An 18,064-nucleotide genomic window follows, 5' to 3' on the forward strand; every position below is an offset into this window, starting at 1 on the left:
TTCTCCAATGACAAGAACACCGACCTCACGATCGGCCGCATTTCGCACTGAATTGCCACCGCAGAAGTGCTTTGCCGCAAATTGGGCCTCCAACGTATGCCGGGCGGCGTTCGGAGTCGGCATTCGAGTCGCCTAGCACGCGCCTCCGACAAGTTCGGTTTCGCGAATAGTGAAGAACAGCAACAGTTTTCATTTCAACAATGCTTGTCATTAGAACACATGTTCGATACACTTCTTCCCATGGCAACGGAGATCTGGCAACTGAGCGAGGCCGAGCTACTCGCCGACGCCATCGCCGCCTCCAATGACATTCAGTTGCTCGAAGCCCGCCGGATCGCCCTGGTCGCCGAAATCGACACCCGCGTGAGCCGGGAGAAACTCGGGTTCCCCGGGCCCGCCGGCTGGCTCACCTCCACCACCCTGCTGAGCCCCGGTAACGCCACCAAGATCGTCGCTCTCGCCCGCGGACTGAAGAACTTCCCCGACATCGCCGACGCCGTTAACACCGGCAGCATGACCGTCGACCACGCCGCGTTGATTCTCGGCTTCGCCGAAACCCCACCGAAGAACCTCCCCCAAGAAGGCCAGGACCTCGCCCGAGCAGCACTGCTGACCGCCGCCACCGGACCCGAAGCCCGCACCGGACCACTGCGCGCCGCGATCACCAAACTCAAAGACACCTACGGCAGCGACAAGCCGCCCCCTGAGGACACCGACCGCAACGAACTGTTCGCATCGAAGATGCTCAACCAACGCCTGTGCCTCAAAGCCGACTTCGATGCCGTCACCGCAGAAAAACTCTTCACCGCCCTCTCACCGTTGACCGAACCGCCCCGCAGCCGACGGCACCCCCGACGAACGCAGCCCCGCCCAACGCCGCGCCGACGCATTCGGGCAGATCCTCGACCACTACCTCGCCTCGAAGGATCGCCCCACCGAAGGCGGCGAAAGACCCCACATCAACCTCCATATCACCCTCCGCGACCTTCAGAGCCGCGGCACCGACATCACCGAAGACGAAACCTCGCACGCTACGAACGAATCCGATACCGACGCCACGGCAGACGACGAAACAGACGAGAACACCTCCAACGCAACCGAACCCGATGACCTCACCGGCAGTGCCGATGGATGTGATGGTGCTACGCCACCGAGCCAGGATCGCGGCGCGTATCGGGATCTGTTCGGCGATGGCACCACCGTCGGATGGCTGCCCTGGATGGGACCACTCTCCCGCAACACCTCCCGCCAACTCGCGTGCGATTGCCTCCTCACCGCCATCGTCATGGACGAGAACGGCAACCCGCTCAACCTCGCCCGCACCGCCCGCACCGTCACCGCAAAACAAAAGCGCGCGTTGACAGCCCGCGATCACGGCTGCGCGTTCCCCGGCTGCGGCAAACCCGCCGCCTGGACAGAGGGGCACCACATTTGGCACTGGACCGACGGCGGACCCACCGACATGAACAACCTCGTCCTACTGTGCGGATTCCACCACCGACTCATCCACCACAGTGACTGGGAAGTGTTCATCGGTACCGACAACCACCCGTGGTTCGTACCGCCGGCGACCGTCGACCCCTTCCGAGAACCCCGACAATCCCACGCCCGAGCAGGCCCCCACATCGCATAACCCCCTGAACCGAGACCAGCCCCGCACCGAGAACACGGTGCGGGGCTGAAAGAGGTTGTTCGACAAGTTGATTCGAGCGACTCGACAGTGCCGTCGCCCTAGGTCGGCCCATCTTGTTCTTCTACGCTCCGCTCAATTGGTCGAAGCCATGCCGGCGTCGACCTTCGCAACAGCCTCGTCGATCATTGGCACATACCGCTCGAGTGCCCAGGGCACCGTCAACGGATTGATGATGGAGGACCCCGTGACGAAGGACTGATCCGTCGGCGCAACGACCGAACCCCGGGACACAGCCGGAATCTGCTTGTAGGCAGGCTGATTTTCGGTGTCGGTACGGTTCTGAGGGTCCGAGTAGAAGGTGAAGATCAGGTCGGAATCGTTCAACAGATTCGCATTCTCCAACCCGATCACGGACGAGTCGGTGCCCTCGGTCTCGTCGAGCGTGTTCACCACCGGATCGACCTGCAACCCGAGACCGCGGACCATCGCGACGCGCTGCTCGTCGGCGAGAAACACGCCGAGCGTCCCCGGCCCGGTGTTGTAGATGTACGAAAAGCTCACGTCCGCATACTCGGGGTGCTGCGCGGCGGCGTCGGCGAAGCTGCTCTCGATCTTGTCGATCTCCTCCGCAGCCTTCTCCTCCTCACCCATGGCCTTGCCGATCACGGTGATCTGGTCTTCCCAGGTCGTGGTCCACGGCTGCTCCTCGTACGCGACCACCGGGGCGAAGGCGCTGAGCTTGTCGAACTGATCCTGCGTGATGCCGGACCACGGTGCCAGGACCAGATCCGGTTCGAGAGCCGCGACGGCCTCGATGTTCAATTCGGTACCACCGGTGAACTGTTGGGGAAGCTCGGCCCCCAATTGGGTAACCGCATCGTGCACCCACGGTAGGTAACCGGTGTCGTCGGCACCCCATGAGTACTCCTCGACGCCGACAGGGACGGTACCCAACGCGATCGCCGTCTCGGCCGAACCCTGCCCGAGGGTCACGATGCGCTCCGGCTTCTCGGTGATGACCGCCTGCCCCAGTGCCGAATCGATCGTCACGGCCGCAAAATCGCTACCGTCGGCGCTCTGAGTCTCAGCAGAGTCACTGCTGCCGCATGCTCCGACCACGAGGGCCGACACAGCGAGCGCAGACAGCGCGGACAACCGTCGAACAGACCGCCGACCGGCTGTTGAAGCAATGAACATGGTTACCTCTCGATGATCAAAGGTGCGATAAAGTAAGACTAGGCTAACCTATTAGAGGGATTCAAACGCGCTGCACAAGGCGCATTCGCTACGGTGGGCACATGAGCCTTCCTCGCCCCGCACCCGATCGGACTGCCGTCGTGACCGGAGCATCTTCCGGTATCGGAGCTGCCATCGCCCGCCAGCTCGCCTCCCGAGGCCACGGCGTCACCCTCGTCGCCCGGCGTGCCGACAAGCTCGAAGAGTTGGCACAGGAGATCCGAGCACGGGGAGTCCGAGCAGAGGTGCTGGCCGCAGACCTCTCCGACCGCACTGCGCGCGCCGAATTGCTCGGCCGGATCACCGATCTCGGTCTGATCCCGGACATTCTGATCAACAACGCCGGACTTTCCACCCTCGGACCCGTCGCAGAATCGGATCCGGATGCGGAAATGAACATGATCGAGGTCGACGTGGTCGCCGTCTCGGACCTATGCTCCCGTTTCCTCCCGGGAATGGTCGAGCGACGACGCGGCGCGCTGCTCAATGTGGCCTCGACGGCGGCGTTCCAGCCCCTACCCGGACAGGCGGGCTACGGCGCATGCAAGGCGTTCGTTCTCTCGTACACCCAGTCTCTGACCGGCGAACTGCGCGGCACCGGAGTGACCGCCACCGCACTGTGCCCCGGGCCGGTGCAGACCGGATTCGGCGAGGCTGCGGGCTTCGCGAAAGACGATGCAGAGAAAGCGCTTCCGTCGATCATGTGGGTGTCGGCAGACACGGTCGCCAAGACTGCCGTCGACGACATGACCAAGGGACGGATGGTGTCGATTCCCGGACCTGCCAACCGCATCGGATCGATCTTTGCTCAGATCACGCCGCGAACACTGTTGGTGCCCATGCTCACTCGTATTCATCCCGGCCTGAAGAACGGTGCGTCGTCGTGAAGCGCGAACTCGTGGTCTCGGACAGCATCGTCGTGAATGCCGACGCCGACACTCTCTACGCTGCGATCAGCGACCCCACCAACATGGGGCAGTGGAGCCCCGAAAACACCGGTGCCACCGTCCATGAACCCCGCGAGAGTGCCTACGTGGGAATGGTGTTCGACGGAACCAACAAGCGCGGCCGGGCGAAGTGGATCACTCGCTGCACCGTCACGGCGGCCGACCCGGGCAAGACCTTCGAGTTCCGCGTCCACGCCATCGGCAAGAGCACTCCGAAGATCAAGGGCGCGAACGCAACCTGGCGATACGACTTCGAGCCGGTGTCGAGCGGCACGAAAGTCACCGAAACCTGGACCGACGACCGAACGAGATGGCCCGACGCTCTGGCCCTCGTGTTCGACAAGATCGTCACCAGCGGCAAGACGTTCCCGCAGTTCCAGCGTCGCAACATCCGAAAGACGCTGGAAAACCTGCAGAAGCGTTACGCCTGACGGCTAGGCCTGCCGGGTGTACAGGCCGAGAACGTACGAGGCCTGCCCGGCATGCTGAAGGTCGTCGGACACCACGGACACCAGCCGTGCACCGAGTGTGACGGGCGGGTCCCAGTTCTCGTCGACGATCCGGTCCAGATCGTCGGCCCCGACACTGCTCAGGTACGCAACGGTTTTCGAGTGCACGGCGTCGTGATACTCACGCAGCAACTCGGCGCTCGAGGTGACCTGAGCGACGTCGGAGGACGATTGGCCGTAGCCGATGTCGGACTTGTCGAATGGGAGTCCGAACCGCTCGAACCACGAGTCCGACGTCCAGACCTGTTCGCTCCCGGCCACACCCGCGATGTGGTCGTCCTGCACCCGAGTCAGGTGCCACAGCAACCACGCGATGCTGTTGGCGTCGGCGTCGGGTCGATACGTCAACGCGGCAGTGGGGATATCGTCCAACACCGAGTGGACGAGTTCCTTGATCCGGCCGAACGCGTCGGTGAGCAGGTCGTTGTGGTTCATCGAATACGCCTCTTTCGTCGAGCACTGATAACTGGTCATGCATACCCCGATTACCTCGCAGGGAACATCGGGGCCCTCGAGTCGCGTTGAACCGGATATGACTGCTCCAGCAATTGTGTACACCCGCACCGGCGATTCGTCCGTCCTCGAGCTGAAGGATCGCGAGGTGACCGCGCCCGCCGCAGGTGAAGTCCGCGTCCGCATCGTGGTCTCGGGCGTCAATCCGACGGACTGGAAGAACCGAACCGGCTCCGGACCGGGTGAGAAGCTGGCATTCGACGAGGTGGTACCTAACCAGGACGGTGCCGGAGTGGTCGACGCGGTCGGCCACGATGTCGACGGCGTCTCCGTAGGAGATCGCGTCTGGGTGTACCTGGCCCAGCACCAGCGTCCGACCGGAACAGCACAGTCCTTTGCAATCCTGCCCGCCTGCCGGGTTGTGCCTCTGCCCGATGGCGTCGGGTTCGACGTGGGCGCAAGCCTCGGAGTTCCCGCGATGACGGCGCACCGTGCACTGACTGTGTCCGAGGACGGACCCACCCGGCTGCACCCGGGCGCATTGGACGGAAAGTCGGTCCTCGTCGCCGGTGGGGCCGGTGCCGTCGGCCATGCCGCGATCCAATTGGCCCGCTGGGCAGGCGCGACCGTGGTGACGACGGTCAGCGGACCGGAGAAGAGCGCACTGGCCACCGCGGCCGGCGCGCACCACGTGGTGAACTACAAGACCGGAGACGCCGCCGCCGAAATCCGCGAGTTGGTTCCCGCCGGAATCGATCTGATCGTCGAGGTCGCACCCGCGCAGAACGCCGCGCTCAACGCCGCCGTGGGAGCGAACCGCGCATCGGTTGCCGTTTACGCCAACAACGGCGGCAATACCGTGACCCTCGACGTCCGGCCGAACATGGTGCTGAACACTCGCTACCAGTTCGTGCTGCTCTACACCGTCGGCGACGAGGCTCTGCGCAACGCCGAGGCAGACGTCAGCGCGGCGGCGGCCGCAGGCGTGCTGGAGGTAGGCGAAGCCACCGGCCTACCGCTGCACCGCTTCCCGCTGAGCGAAACCGCCGCGGCACACGACGCCGTCGAGAACGGAACCGTCGGCAAGGTGCTGATCGACGTCTCCAGCGAGTAACTCAGGCGATGACCGGCAACGTGGACCACGGGAAATTGATCCACTTGTCGGTCTTCTGCCACGAACAGTGCGGTCGACCACGGCCTGACGGCGATTCAGCCGTTTGCGTGTGGTGCCAGCAACGTGGCAGGCCCCGCCCCGCCCAAACTATCGAGTTCCACGGTGAGCGCGCGTGATCGGTGCACGGCAGGTGGAGCATTGTGCGGTTCTTCGTCCACGGCGTCAGCCTTCTGGAGCATGTTGCCCATAACTATCACGATGATCTAATATCTCGATTGTCGAGACATTGGGGAGGTTCAGTGAGTCGCACCGATAGCACCGCAGCTGAAGGATTCTTTTCGGCCTACGACCGCGTGCTGGCGAAGTGGCCGCTGCCCATCGACACCATGGACCTCGAGTCCGACTACGGCACAACCCGAGTCAACGCCTGCGGGCCCGTCGACGGACCCCCGGTGGTGCTACTGCCCGGTGGCGGCGCAACCTCGACCGTCTGGTTCACGAATGTCGCGGCGCTGGCCCGGGACAACCGGGTCTTCGCAATCGACCCGATAGGTGACCCCGGACGGAGCGTGGCCGGTCCGAAGCCGATCCGCACAGTCGAAAACCTGATGTCCTGGTTCGATCAACTTCTCGCCACCCTCGAGGTCACGCGAACGTCGGTGGTCGGACATGGGTACGGGGCGACGGTGGCACTCGCGTACGCACTGCACCGGCCGGAGCGCGTCGGCACACTCGTGCTGCTGGATCCCCCTTCGTGTTTCGCCGGCATGCGCCTGGCGTATCTCCTGCACGCGGTGCCGATTCTGGTGCGACCGACTCGCGAACGTATGCGTTCTCTGATCCGGTGGGAAACGCAGAAAGCGCCACTCGACGCAGACTGGCTCGATCTCACCGAGCGAGGGACCGACTTCCCGTCGGCGAAACCAGTGGTCCCGCGCCGTCCCAAGGGAGACCGATGGGCGACGCTGTCCGCGGATGTCACCGTCGTCTTTGCCGGCGACAGTAAGGTGCACAACAGTTCTCGTGCTGCCGACGCTGTCGGCAAGGTTCTCCCGAGCGCACACACCGTCGTCCTGACCGGTTGCAGCCACCACATGTTGCCGATGCTGCCGGCCGGGGAACTCGATGCCGTGCTACTGAGCGCCCTGGGCTGACACCACGCGTCCGATCACCGCGAGTTGTGTCGAGGGTGCACCTGCTGGCAGCTCAGGCGATGACCGGCAACGTGGACCATGGAAAGTTGATCCACTTGTCGGTCTCTCGCCACGAATAGTCGGGCTGCACAATGGTTCTGGGTTTGGTGTAGATGACAGCCGACCGCACATCGGGCGTATGCGCCTTCAGCAGGTCGATCACCAGAGCCAGTGTGCGGCCGGAATCAGCGACGTCGTCGACGACGAGCAACTTCTTGCCGACGATCGCATCGGTGTCCAGAAGTGGTTCGAGGACAACAGGATCGGGCAGGGTTTCCTCGATGTCGGAGTAGAACTCGACATTGAGAGTGCCCGCAGCCTTGACTCCCATCGCGTAGGCGATTGCGCCCGCGGGGATGAGCCCGCCACGGGCGATCGCGATCACGATGTCCGGAACGAACCCGTCGTCGACGATCTTCTTGGTCAGGTCGCGCGAGGCGTTTCCGAAGGTCTCCCACGTCAATACTTCACGTTCCTGTTCGGTCATGGAGAACCACTTTACTCAGAATCCTCTTTTGCTGATCGAGCAAATGTGTTTGCGCCCGCGCGTCGGAGCAGGCAGTCTCGAACCATGGCCGACCACACGCACGCTCACGCTCATGCCGCCGACCCGACCCCCGGAGAACCGGACTTCGAGAACGGCGCTTTCGACGAGGCATTCTGGGACGACCTCTACAACCAACGCACCGCCATCTGGAGCGGAAATCCCAACGCGGTGTTGGTTCAGGAAGCGTCCGTGCTGACTCCGGGCCGAGCCTTGGACATCGGCTGCGGAGAAGGTGCCGACTCACTGTGGCTGGCCGGTGCAGGCTGGACCGTCACCGGCGTCGACATCTCGGACGTCGCCCTCGGCCGCGCTCGCGCAGCACAGCAGGCACTGGAACCGCAGCAACTGGCGGTGCACTGGGAACAAGAAGACGTGCTGGAATGGACTCCCCCGGCCGGCGCGTTCGATCTGGTGTCGGTGCACTTCTTGCAGGTACCACCCGACGAACTCGAACTGACCACCCGCAGATTCGCCGCGGCGGTCGCGCCGAAGGGGCGTCTGCTGGTCGTCGGGCACAGTCCCAGCGACAGCCACGCCTCGCAACATCCGGCCAAGCACCGATTGTTCGCACCGGAACCGGTCGTCGTTGCGGCAGGCGACGGGTTCGAGGTGATCCACGCCGAACACCGCACCCGCACCACACCGGACGGCGACGAGCGAACCGACACGGTCGTAGTGCTGCAGCGCCGGTAAACTTCGCGCGGTGCTCTCCCCGTCGACGTATCGAATTCCCCTGGCTTTCACGTTCGTCGTCGCCCTGATCATTCTCTTCACGCCCGCGTCCGGGGTGCCGTCGGGATTCGAGCACAGCGACAAGATCATTCACTTCGTGCTGTTCGCAACGCTCGCCTACACCTCGCGACTCGCCGAAATAGGCTGGGACAGGACCGCACTGTGGGTGCTGGCGTTCGCGGTGGTGTCGGAATTCCTGCAGGCGATCCTGCCTCTGGGACGCTCCGGATCTGTGATCGACGCTCTGGCCGACGCTGCCGGAGTTGCGGTGGGCCTGATCGCGGCGAACTGGGTTCTACCGCAGCGCGTCAAGAAAGCCCCGGACCTGCACTAGACTGAGTCCGCGCCGAGTTCCCTCGGCCGGCGCGCACACTCAGGAAGGAACGCCATCACCTCGTCTTCTGCCCCGCACGATATCTACCTCGTTCCACCGGAGCACGAGACGAACGATGCCGTCACCCGAGAATCTGCAGCGTCCGCAGCACGATTGAGCGAACGATCCGACGTGGTCAGCCACGAGGGCCGCTACGCACTGACGATCACCTCGACCACCCCGCACCAGGCCATGGTCGAGGATCTGTTGTTCGTCCGCGCCGTACTCGACGCCGCACGCATCAAGTACCTACTCGTTCGCGGCAACGACGAACGACCCGTCATCGCCATCGAACTGGCCGCCCGGGACGCGCTCACCACAGCGCTGGTGCACGCCTGCCGCGCCGAGCCGTTCTACTCCAAGACAGTCGACGCCCGCGGGAAGGCCGTTCTGGTTGCCGACGGCACACTCTCGCCATCCGCGAACGCGCGGATCGTGCGCCTCTACCGACCGCGCGTCGAGCCGTTCAGTGGGCTGTACTACGGCGCATCGACGGCCGTGCAAATCGAGCTGTGGTCTTTCTCCCCGTCCGAGATCGTGCTGCCGATCGAGAACTCCTTGACCCGACGCAACATCCGGCCCGACGAGGCCGTCCGCGGCACCGTCGAACGCTTCGGTAGAACGTGGCCGACAATCGAGAACATGTTTGCCGACCACGCGTCGGACATCAATTTCGACATCGACATCGTGTTCTCCTGGGTCGACGGCTCGTCGGCAGAGTTCCAGGCTCAGCGTGCGCGGCGGATGGCGAATTACGTTGTCGGAGAAGGTGACGATTCAGCGGCTCGCTACCGGCAGATCGACGAACTGAAGTACGCCCTGCGGTCGGTTCACCTGTACGCACCGTGGATCAGGCGCATCTTCGTGGCCACCGACTCCCCGAGGCCGGCGTGGCTCGCCGACCATCCCAAAGTGACGTTCGTGCCGAGCGAGGCGTTCTTCGTGGACACCTCCGTTCTGCCGACACACAATTCGCAGGCCGTCGAAAGCCAGCTCCACCACATCCCCGGCCTGTCCGAGCACTTCCTGTACTCGAACGACGACATGTTCTTCGGTCGTCCGGTCAGCCCGTCGATGTTCTTCTCCCCCGGCGGAATAAGCATGTTCATCGAGGCGACGACGCGAATCGGGCTGGGCTACAGCGACGCCGACCGCAGCGGCTTCGAGAATGCAGCACGGGTGAACCGTCGAATCCTGCAGGACAGATTCGGGATGACCACCACCCGGCATCTCGAACATGCGGCAACTCCGTTGCGCCGCAGCGTGATGCAGGAAATGGAGAACGAGTTTCCGGACGAGTTCGCCTCCACGGCGGCGAGTGCATTCCGCGCCAGCACCAACATCTCGGTGACGAATTCGCTCTACCATTACTACGCATTGATGAGCGGCCGCGCTGTGGTCCAGAAAGACGCGAAGGTTCGGTACATCGACACCACGTCGGTAGCAGGCCTCGACTTGATGGAGAAGCTGCTCCCCAAGCGGTCCGTCGACTTCTTCTGCCTCAACGACGGCAGCTTTCCGGAAGTCGACCTGGATCTGCGCACCCGCACCGTGACGCAGTTCCTGGACAAGTACTTTCCGATCGTCGCACCCTGGGAACGCGAACAGCGCTAGGCGTCGCTGAACGTCTTTCGTCGGGCGCTGTCTGCGATGGTGACACCCGCCGCATCGAGCCTGCGTGCTGTCTCCTCCGCCGAGACCGCCTCTCCCACTGTGTCGTACGACCCCGTCGGCACCACCGAATGGACGACGGTGTCGTCGTAGACGTGAACCAGGTTGTATCCCTGAGCTCCGTCGCGACCGCGTAGTCCGCCTGTGGGGACGTTGAGATCCTGGGTGTAGCAGGTGGCCGACGCCACCGAGACCGGTATGCCGGCAAACGTGGCCGTGGTCGAATAGTGCAGGTGCCCTGCGAGAATGGACCGCACATCGGTTCCGCGAAGCACGCTCGCGAGCCGCGGCTGATCGATCAGCTCGACCAGCACTGCGAGATCGAGCACGGTCGGCACCGGCGGATGGTGCATCGCCAGAATCGTGCCGAACTCGGCAGGGGTCGCGAGAGTGTCGGCCAGCCAGGCCAATTGCTCGTCACCGAGCTCGCCGTGGTGCTTGCCAGGAACCGTGGTGTCCAGGGTGACGACGCGAAGACCGTCGACATCGTGCACGCGATCGATGGACTGCCCACTCGGTTCCGCGTCGAGCAGCGTCCGACGGAACGTCGCTCGGTCGTCGTGATTGCCCATCGCCCAGACGATCTGTGCGCCGAGCTCCTCTGCAACCGGCTCGACCAGAGCGCGGAGCTTCTCGTACGCACCCGCCTCGCCCTTGTCCGTCAGATCACCGGTGAACACCAACGCATCGGGCCGCACACCGGAGTTGCGCACGTCGGTCATCACCTGTTCGAGCCGCAACTCGCTGTCCACGCCGCCGTACAACCGTCCGTCGCCGTCGACCAGATGCGTGTCACTGATGTGCAGTAAGCAGTGATGCGGACGTGGGTACTCGGCCATCCGAGACTTCATCGAACTCTCGCTCACGATCGGACCTACCGTTTCACGTTCACCCGGCTGGGCGAACGTCACTACTGCAACCCAAGCATACGAGCGTTCACTGAGAAAAAGCTGGTCGAATCTCCGCCGTGAACAACGCGGAAACTTTGAGCGTGTGACAGGTTGAGAGCATGACGAAACCGAAGTGGACTTCACTGCTCGCGGCCGCGGCACTGACCGTGGGCACCATGGTCGGTATCGGCGCGGCCCCGGCCGCTGCGCAGGGCCTGCCGACCGTCGTACTGGTACACGGGGCATTCGCCGACAGCACCAGCTGGGACGGCGTCGCTGCGAACCTTCGCGGACGTGGCTACCCGGTGGTGACCGCAGAGAACTCGCTTCGCGGGCCCGCGATCGACGCAGCGTCGGTGACCGATGTGGTCGAGAACATCGACGGCCCGGTGGTACTCGTCGGCCACTCCTACGGCGGCACCGTCATCAGCAACGTGCACGCCGACAATGTGGAGGCGCTGGTCTACGTCGCGGCATTCATGCCCGTCGAAGGTGAACCCGTCGCGCTCGAACTCGATCCGTTCCGATTCCCTGTGACGGCCCTGGTGCCACCGGTGATCGGTCTGTCGATCGTCGACGACTCGTCCAACCCGATCGGCAAGAACGTCGACTCGTACTGTCACGCCCGCCCTGTTCCGCACGTTCTTCGCACCCGACCTGAGCGAGGAGCAGGCCGCCCGTATGGCGGCCCACCAGAAGACCATCGCCGCCGGTGCTCTGCTCGAGCCGAGCGGCCCACCGTCCTGGGCGGACACCCCGTCCTGGGCATTGATCCCCCAACAGGATCAGATCATCCCGACCTCGGCGGAGCGCTTCATGGCGCAACGGGCCGGCGCTCGGGTGACCGAGGTACCGGGCTCGCACGCGATCTTGGTCTCGAACCCCGTAGCCGTGGCAGACCTTGTGGTGCAGGCCGATTCGGGAAGCTGACACGTCTCTGGACACGACTCGGGCCCGACCACCTTCGAAAGGTGACCGGGCCCGAGTTGTCTTCTGGGTGTGTCAGATCCCGATGAGGTCGTGATCGGAGACCTTCGACGCCAGGATGCGCAGGTGCTCGTCGGCACCACCGAGAGTGTGTTCGATGGCCACGAGCCGACTGGTGTAATGCCCGACCGGATACTCGGCGGTGACGCCGATACCGCCGTGCAACTGGATCGCCTCCTGGCCGAGCTTGCGGCCCGACCGGGAGATCTGCAGCTTCGCGCGCGACGCGATCGTGGTGTCCACGTTGCCGTCGGCCAACGACATCGTGGCGTACAGGCTCATGCTGCGGGCGAGTTCGAGCAGGACGTACATGTCCGCCGCGCGGAAGGTGAGCGCCTGGAACTTGGCCAACGGAACCCCGAATTGCTTGCGCGCCTTGAGGTAATCGGTGGTCAGTCGCAGTGCCTCTTCCATTGCACCGACTGCCTCGGCGCACAGTGCAGCCTGCGCACGAACCTCGGCACCGGTGATCGCCGCAGCCGCGTTCTCGGCGGTGCCGAGTGGCTCGGCTGCGACGTCCACGAATTCGATCTGTGCGGCGCGCTGACCGTCGTGTGTGGCGTAGGACTTGCGGGTGAGACCGTTCGCGTCGGCGTCGACGACGAAGAGTCCGGTTCCCCCGGTGGGAAGCACGGCACTGACGACGATCACATCAGCGCTGCCGCCGTGTGGCACTGGGTTCTTGATACCGTTGATCGACCACGATCCACCGTCCTCGGTGGCGGTGGTGCCGACCTCGATATTGGGCCAGCGGCTGCCGGATTCGGTGTGCGCGAACGCCAACATCGACGATCCCTCGGCCACCGGCGGCAGCAGCCGCGCGCGCTGCTCGGCACTGCCGAGCTCGGAGATCAACCCGCCGGGGACGAGCACGGCATCGAGGATCGGCTCGGGTGCGAGACGTCGGCCGACCTCGGTCATCACGGCCATGATCTCCACCGGGCCGGCGTCCATGCCGCCGTCGTCCTCACTGAACGTCAGACCCAGTAGGCCGACCTCGGCCAGCTGCTTCCAGACATCGGTGCTCCAGCCCAGCTCACCGGCAACGATCTTGTTGCGCTTCTCGGTGTCGTAAGCCCGCGAGAGGACCTCACGAGTGGTGTCGCGCAGCAGCTTCTGCTCTTCGTTGAGTTCGAAATCCATGTCTTCAGATGCTCCCTTACAGTCCGAGAATCGCGGAGGCGATGATGGTGCGCTGAACTTCGTTCGAGCCGCCGTAGATCGACACCTTGCGGTAGTTCAGGTACCCCGGTACCGAGCGCTGCGCCCAGCCTTCGCTCTCGATGTCCTCGCCTGCCTCGTAGGGCAGCGAGTCCGGGCCTGCGACGTCCATCAGCAATTCGGTTGTGGCCTGCTGCAATTCCGATCCCCGCAGCTTGAGAATGGACGAGGCCGGATTCGGCTTGCCGTCGTCCGAGCTGGAGACCAGGCGCAGCTGAGTCAGCTCCAGGGCGAGCAATTCGTTCTCGACCTCGGCCATCTTGGCGGCGAACAACGGGTCCTCGAGCAACGTGCCGCTGCCGACCTTGGTCTGTGCTGCATGCTTCTTCGCCTGTCCCAGATGCACTTTGGTGTGTCCGGCCCGGGCGACGCCGGTGCGCTCGTTGCCGAGCAGGAACTTGGCGTAGCTCCAGCCCTGGTTCTCTTCGCCGACGAGGTTCTCGGCCGGAACGCGAACATTGTCGAAGAAGACCTCGTTGACCTCGACGCTGCCGTCGATCAACTTGATGGGCCGCATCTCGATGCCGGGGGTGTTCAGATCGATGAGCAGGAAGGAGATTCCGGCCTGCTTCTTCGGCGCGTCCGGGTTGGTCCGCACGAGCGCGAAGATCCAGTCGGCGTACTGGCCGAGCGTGGTCCACGTCTTCTGTCCGTTGACGATGTAGTCGTCACCATCGCGGATCGCAGTGGTGCGCAGCGACGCCAAGTCCGATCCGGCCTCGGGCTCGGAGAAGCCCTGGCACCACCAGATGTCGAGGTTCGCCGTCTTGGGCAGGAACTTCTCCTTGAGCTCCTGGGAGCCGAACGTCGCGATTACCGGGCCGACCATCGAGGCGTTGAAAGCCAGGGGCTCGGGTACCGACGCCAGCTGCATTTCGTCGAGCCAGATGTGCCGCTGCACGGGGGTCCAGTCACGGCCACCGAACTCGGCGGGCCAATGCGGCACCGCCAAGCCGTTCTCGTTGAGGATTCGCATGGTCGCGACAACCTCGTCCTTGCTCAACTCCTGACCCGTCGCACTCTTCTCGCGAATCTCGGCGGGGACCTTCGTAGTGAAGAACGTCCGCATCTCGTCACGGAACGCGGCCTCTTCTTCTGTCAGGGCAAGATTCATCGACAATCCTCCAAGCTCGTTCACGTATCTTCGTATCGACCGTACTCCCTGGTAACTCTGAGATATTCTCCGCTCACTATGACTTTTCTGGCACTGGTTCGGCACGGTGAGACGAACTGGAATCTGCACGGGCGTCTGCAGGGCTCGTCGGACATTCCGCTCAACGACACCGGCCGTGCGCAGGCCCGCGAGGCCGGCTACGAACTCGAGTACCGACAGTGGGACCACCTGGTCAGTTCGCCGCTGGTCCGAGCAGCCGAAACCGCCGACATCATCGGTGCGCACCTCGGCATGACTCGCACCGCCGAGTTCCCCGATCTGGCCGAACGACACTTCGGCGAGGCCGAAGGATTCACCGACTGGGATGCGTATTCGCACTGGCCGAACGGCATGTACCCCGGCTTGGAGCCACGCTCGAACCTGATCGTCCGAGGCGTACGCGCCGTCGACGACATCGCCGGGCAATTTCCGGACTCGGCAGTGATCGCAGTGGCGCACGGCGGCGTCATCCGAGCGATCTTCGACGCGATCCGGCGGCGGCACTCCCCAAGGATTCTCAACGCCGGAGTCTCCACCCTCGAACACGACGGTTCTCGCTGGACCGTTCGCACCATCAACGGTGTTGCGGTCTGACAGGATTTTCGTTCATGGAGATCGAACGTCGCATCACCGAACTCGGTTTCACGTTGCCCGGAGAACCGACCGCGCCTCCTGGTTTCGAGTTCTCGTTCGAGTGGGTGCGGGTACGCGGCAACCGAGTGTTCGCCTCGGGGCATTCTCCGTTGGCCTCGGACGGGACTTTGGCAGGCCCGTTCGGTGCCGTCCCGTCGGACGTGAGTCTCGACTCGGCCACCGATGCCGCGCGTGACACCGCACTGGCCCTCCTCGGTAGCGTCGCCCGCGCCGTCGGCGACCTCGATCGAATCAGCGCCTGGCTCACCGTCACCGGTTCGGTCAACGCCGATCACGGCTTCACCCAGACCACGACGGTCGTCAACGGCTTCTCCGATCTGGTGCTGGCGATCTTCGGTCCCGACATCGGCGCGCACGCACGCACTGCACTCGGGGTCGCCGCACTGCCGATGAACAACACCGTGGTGGTGTCAGCGGAATTGGAGATCGACGGGTAGGTTTCGGTGCACTCGTAGTTACGGTGAAAGCAGGCGCGGATGGTGCGCAGATCTACTCTTGCTCTGGTCGCGATTCTGATCGCCATACTGGGGTTGTCCGGATGCACTTCGTCCTCGCAGTCGTTGCTGGAACGGGTGCAGGACGAGGGCGTCCTGGTCGTCGGTACCGAAGGCACCTACAGCCCGTTCAGTTATCAGGGCGGTGACGGGCAACTCACCGGATACGACATCGACGTCATCAACGCCGTCGGTGCGGAACTCGGGGTCCGCGTCGACTTCGTGCAGACGCCGTTCGATTCGATCTTCGCCGGACTGCAATCCCAACGCTTCGACCTCATCGCCAACCAGGTCTCGATCACCCCTGCGCGCCAGTCGGCGTACGACCTGTCGACGCCCTACACGGTGTCGGAAGGCCAGATCCTCACCGCCGCAGACGACTCCACCATTTCGACTCTCGCCGATCTGGCCGGCAAGACCACCGCCCAATCGTCGACGAGCAACTGGGCCGAGGTCGCCGCGAACGCGGGTGCCAACGTCGAAGCCGTCGAAGGATTCGTCCAGGCGGTCACCCTCGTCAAGGACGGACGCGTCGACGCCACCGTCAACGACTCCCTCGCGATCGCCGAATACCTACAGCAGACCGGCGACACCGGGGTGAAGATTGCCGGCGAGACCGGCGACACGACACTGCAATCCTTCGTGGCCCGCAAGAACAGCGGCCTGATGGACGAGGTCGACACGGCCGTCGACACCCTGCGTGAGAACGGCACCCTCGCCGAGATCTCGAAGAAGTACTTCGGTAGCGACGTCGCCGCACCGACAGCCGACACCGTGGTTCCGGTCAGCGACGACGCCGCGTCGACTGCGCCGTCGAAAATGCAGTTGGTTCTCGACAATCTGTGGCCGATGCTCGAAGCCACTGTCACGATGACCATTCCGCTGACTGCCATCAGCTTTGTGATCGGGCTCGTCATCGCGCTCGCAGTTGCATTGGCCCGCATCTCGTCGATCACACCGCTCGCCGCAGTGGCCCGGTTCTACGTCTCGATCATTCGCGGCACTCCCCTACTGCTGCAGCTGTTCATCATCTTCTACGGGCTACCGCAGTTCGGCATCGTGATCTCGCCGTTCCCGGCCGCGGTTGTCGCGTTCTCGCTGAACGTCGGTGGCTACGCGGCCGAGGTCATCCGTGCCGCGATACTCAGCGTGCCCAAGGGCCAGTGGGAAGCCGCTCAGACCATCGGAATGGGATACCGAACGACGTTGCAGCGCATCGTGCTTCCGCAGGCACTGCGCACCGCGGTACCGCCGTTGTCGAACACGCTGATCTCGCTGGTCAAGGACACCTCGCTCGCGTCGACCATCCTGGTGACCGAGCTGCTCCGCGTCGCTCAACTGGCGGCGGCCCCGACCTTCGACTTCTTCACCCTGTACACCGTTGCAGCGCTGTACTACTGGGTGATCTGCATAGTCCTCTCCTTCTTCCAAGGCAAGCTCGAAGTCCGACTCGACAGGTACGTGGCCAAATGACAGACCTGCTGGAAGTGTCCGCTCTGAAAAAGTCGTTCGGACCGCTGGAGGTGCTGAAGGACATCTCGTTCACCGTGCCGTCGGGCACCGTCACCGTCATCATCGGGCCGTCCGGCTCCGGTAAGACCACGGTGCTTCGCACACTGAACGCACTCGACCAGGCCGACGCCGGGATCATCCGAATCGGCGACGTATCGGTGGATTTCGCCGAGCCCGTCGGCGCGGCGCAACTGCGACACTTCCGCGCTCAGAGCGGCATGGTGTTCCAGAGCCACAATCTGTTTCCGCACAAGACGGTGCTGCAGAACATCATCGAGGGAACGGTGATCGTCCAGAAGCGCGCCAAGGACGACGCCAGTCGTGACGCTCACGCAATCCTCGACCAGATCGGTCTCGACGCGAAGTCCGACCAGTACCCGTTCCAGCTCTCCGGCGGCCAACAGCAACGCGTCGGAATCGCCCGGGCTCTGGCCCTACGACCCAAGCTGATGCTCTTCGACGAGCCCACCTCTGCCCTCGACCCAGAACTCGTCGGCGAAGTACTTGCCGTCATCAAAAACCTTGCCGCCGAGGGCTGGACGATGGTGATCGTCACCCACGAAATCCGCTTCGCCCAGCAAGTCGCCGATCAGGTGTTGTTCATCGAGAACGGCGTCGTCCTCGAACGCGGCACGCCGGAGCAGGTGCTCGTGAACCCGACCGAGCCCCGCACCCGACAGTTCCTGCAGCGGATATTGGCGTAGCGGGGCTGCGCCCCATGTGAGTGGAGCCTGCGGAACGAATC

General features: G+C 63.9%; 17 protein-coding genes and 2 pseudogenes. 13 read left to right on the forward strand and 6 right to left on the reverse strand.

The features are described 5' to 3' along the window. Positions 1-240: 240 nt before the first annotated feature. Positions 241-1,633: pseudogene (locus AC5WEY_RS24915) on the forward strand (HNH endonuclease signature motif containing protein). 132 nt (positions 1,634-1,765) lie between these two features. Here AC5WEY_RS24915 and AC5WEY_RS24920 read toward each other — a convergent pair. Beyond that, positions 1,766-2,830, reverse strand: a complete 1,065-nt coding sequence (locus tag AC5WEY_RS24920) for an iron-siderophore ABC transporter substrate-binding protein (protein ID WP_495647967.1) — start codon at positions 2,828-2,830, stop codon at positions 1,766-1,768. A gap of 101 nt (positions 2,831-2,931) precedes the next feature. Here AC5WEY_RS24920 and AC5WEY_RS24925 point away from each other — a divergent pair, with 101 nt between their 5' ends. Beyond that, positions 2,932-3,756, forward strand: a complete 825-nt coding sequence (locus tag AC5WEY_RS24925; protein ID WP_495647968.1) for an SDR family NAD(P)-dependent oxidoreductase — start codon at positions 2,932-2,934, stop codon at positions 3,754-3,756. Then, entirely contained in the window at positions 3,753-4,247 is a 495-nt protein-coding gene (locus AC5WEY_RS24930; RefSeq protein WP_057475440.1) for an SRPBCC family protein, read from the forward strand. The genes AC5WEY_RS24925 and AC5WEY_RS24930 overlap by 4 nt, the downstream gene beginning before the upstream one ends. A gap of 3 nt (positions 4,248-4,250) precedes the next feature. On the opposite strand, the gene AC5WEY_RS24935 is transcribed toward AC5WEY_RS24930, so the two are convergent. Then, positions 4,251-4,760 (reverse strand): mycothiol transferase, encoded by a 510-nt coding sequence (locus tag AC5WEY_RS24935; protein ID WP_495647997.1) that lies wholly within the window; start codon positions 4,758-4,760, stop codon positions 4,251-4,253. A 97-nt stretch (positions 4,761-4,857) separates the two neighbouring features. Here AC5WEY_RS24935 and AC5WEY_RS24940 point away from each other — a divergent pair, with 97 nt between their 5' ends. Both AC5WEY_RS24940 and AC5WEY_RS24945 read left to right on the forward strand, forming a co-directional pair. Next, positions 4,858-5,892, forward strand: a complete 1,035-nt coding sequence (locus tag AC5WEY_RS24940) for an NADPH:quinone reductase (RefSeq protein ID WP_495647969.1) — start codon at positions 4,858-4,860, stop codon at positions 5,890-5,892. Between the two features lie 299 nt (positions 5,893-6,191). After that, positions 6,192-7,046, forward strand: coding sequence for an alpha/beta fold hydrolase (locus AC5WEY_RS24945; protein ID WP_495647970.1), 855 nt, complete (start codon positions 6,192-6,194; stop codon positions 7,044-7,046). A gap of 52 nt (positions 7,047-7,098) precedes the next feature. Here the strand turns inward: AC5WEY_RS24945 and AC5WEY_RS24950 are convergent, their stop codons facing one another. Then, a complete protein-coding gene (locus tag AC5WEY_RS24950; RefSeq protein ID WP_495647971.1) occupies positions 7,099-7,572 on the reverse strand; it encodes a phosphoribosyltransferase in 474 nt (157 codons plus the stop codon). An 84-nt stretch (positions 7,573-7,656) separates the two neighbouring features. On the opposite strand from AC5WEY_RS24950, the gene AC5WEY_RS24955 reads away from it, so the two are divergent. From AC5WEY_RS24955 to AC5WEY_RS24965, 3 genes are all read left to right on the forward strand, one after another. Continuing rightward, on the forward strand, positions 7,657-8,325 hold the full coding sequence (locus tag AC5WEY_RS24955) for a class I SAM-dependent methyltransferase (protein WP_495647972.1): 669 nt from the start codon (positions 7,657-7,659) through the stop codon (positions 8,323-8,325). Positions 8,326-8,335: 10 nt separating this feature from the next. Then, the gene (locus AC5WEY_RS24960) at positions 8,336-8,698 is read left to right on the forward strand and encodes a VanZ family protein (protein WP_495647973.1); all 363 of its coding nucleotides are present in this window, start codon (positions 8,336-8,338) and stop codon (positions 8,696-8,698) included. Between the two features lie 153 nt (positions 8,699-8,851). Then, a complete protein-coding gene (locus AC5WEY_RS24965; protein WP_200936485.1) occupies positions 8,852-10,351 on the forward strand; it encodes a stealth family protein in 1,500 nt (499 codons plus the stop codon). Here AC5WEY_RS24965 and AC5WEY_RS24970 read toward each other — a convergent pair. After that, positions 10,348-11,259 (reverse strand): phosphodiesterase, encoded by a 912-nt coding sequence (locus tag AC5WEY_RS24970; protein WP_495647998.1) that lies wholly within the window; start codon positions 11,257-11,259, stop codon positions 10,348-10,350. The two genes, AC5WEY_RS24965 and AC5WEY_RS24970, sit on opposite strands and share 4 nt — an antisense overlap. A gap of 158 nt (positions 11,260-11,417) precedes the next feature. Here AC5WEY_RS24970 and AC5WEY_RS24975 point away from each other — a divergent pair. Continuing rightward, a pseudogene (locus AC5WEY_RS24975) lies at positions 11,418-12,228 on the forward strand (alpha/beta fold hydrolase). A gap of 72 nt (positions 12,229-12,300) precedes the next feature. On the opposite strand, the gene AC5WEY_RS24980 reads toward AC5WEY_RS24975, so the two are convergent. Then, positions 12,301-13,428, reverse strand: coding sequence for an acyl-CoA dehydrogenase family protein (locus tag AC5WEY_RS24980; RefSeq protein ID WP_495647974.1), 1,128 nt, complete (start codon positions 13,426-13,428; stop codon positions 12,301-12,303). A gap of 16 nt (positions 13,429-13,444) precedes the next feature. Beyond that, complete coding sequence (locus tag AC5WEY_RS24985) at positions 13,445-14,620, reverse strand: acyl-CoA dehydrogenase family protein (protein WP_057475540.1); 1,176 nt, start codon at positions 14,618-14,620, stop codon at positions 13,445-13,447. A 78-nt stretch (positions 14,621-14,698) separates the two neighbouring features. On the opposite strand from AC5WEY_RS24985, the gene AC5WEY_RS24990 reads away from it, so the two are divergent. Genes AC5WEY_RS24990 through AC5WEY_RS25005 form a run of 4 tightly spaced genes read left to right on the forward strand, consistent with a single transcriptional unit; the run spans position 14,699 to position 18,023 of the window. Beyond that, the gene (locus AC5WEY_RS24990; RefSeq protein WP_495647975.1) at positions 14,699-15,253 is read left to right on the forward strand and encodes a histidine phosphatase family protein; all 555 of its coding nucleotides are present in this window, start codon (positions 14,699-14,701) and stop codon (positions 15,251-15,253) included. A gap of 14 nt (positions 15,254-15,267) precedes the next feature. Further along, a complete protein-coding gene (locus AC5WEY_RS24995; protein ID WP_495647976.1) occupies positions 15,268-15,750 on the forward strand; it encodes a RidA family protein in 483 nt (160 codons plus the stop codon). Positions 15,751-15,789: 39 nt separating this feature from the next. Further along, positions 15,790-17,280, forward strand: a complete 1,491-nt coding sequence (locus AC5WEY_RS25000; RefSeq protein ID WP_495647977.1) for an ABC transporter permease subunit — start codon at positions 15,790-15,792, stop codon at positions 17,278-17,280. Further along, positions 17,277-18,023 carry an amino acid ABC transporter ATP-binding protein gene (locus tag AC5WEY_RS25005; RefSeq protein WP_495647978.1) on the forward strand — a complete coding sequence of 249 codons (747 nt, stop codon included), beginning with the start codon at positions 17,277-17,279 and terminating at the stop codon, positions 18,021-18,023. The genes AC5WEY_RS25000 and AC5WEY_RS25005 overlap by 4 nt, the downstream gene beginning before the upstream one ends. Positions 18,024-18,064 lie beyond the last annotated feature (41 nt).

The sequence above is a fragment of the Rhodococcoides sp. S146-33 genome (assembly GCF_059489205.1).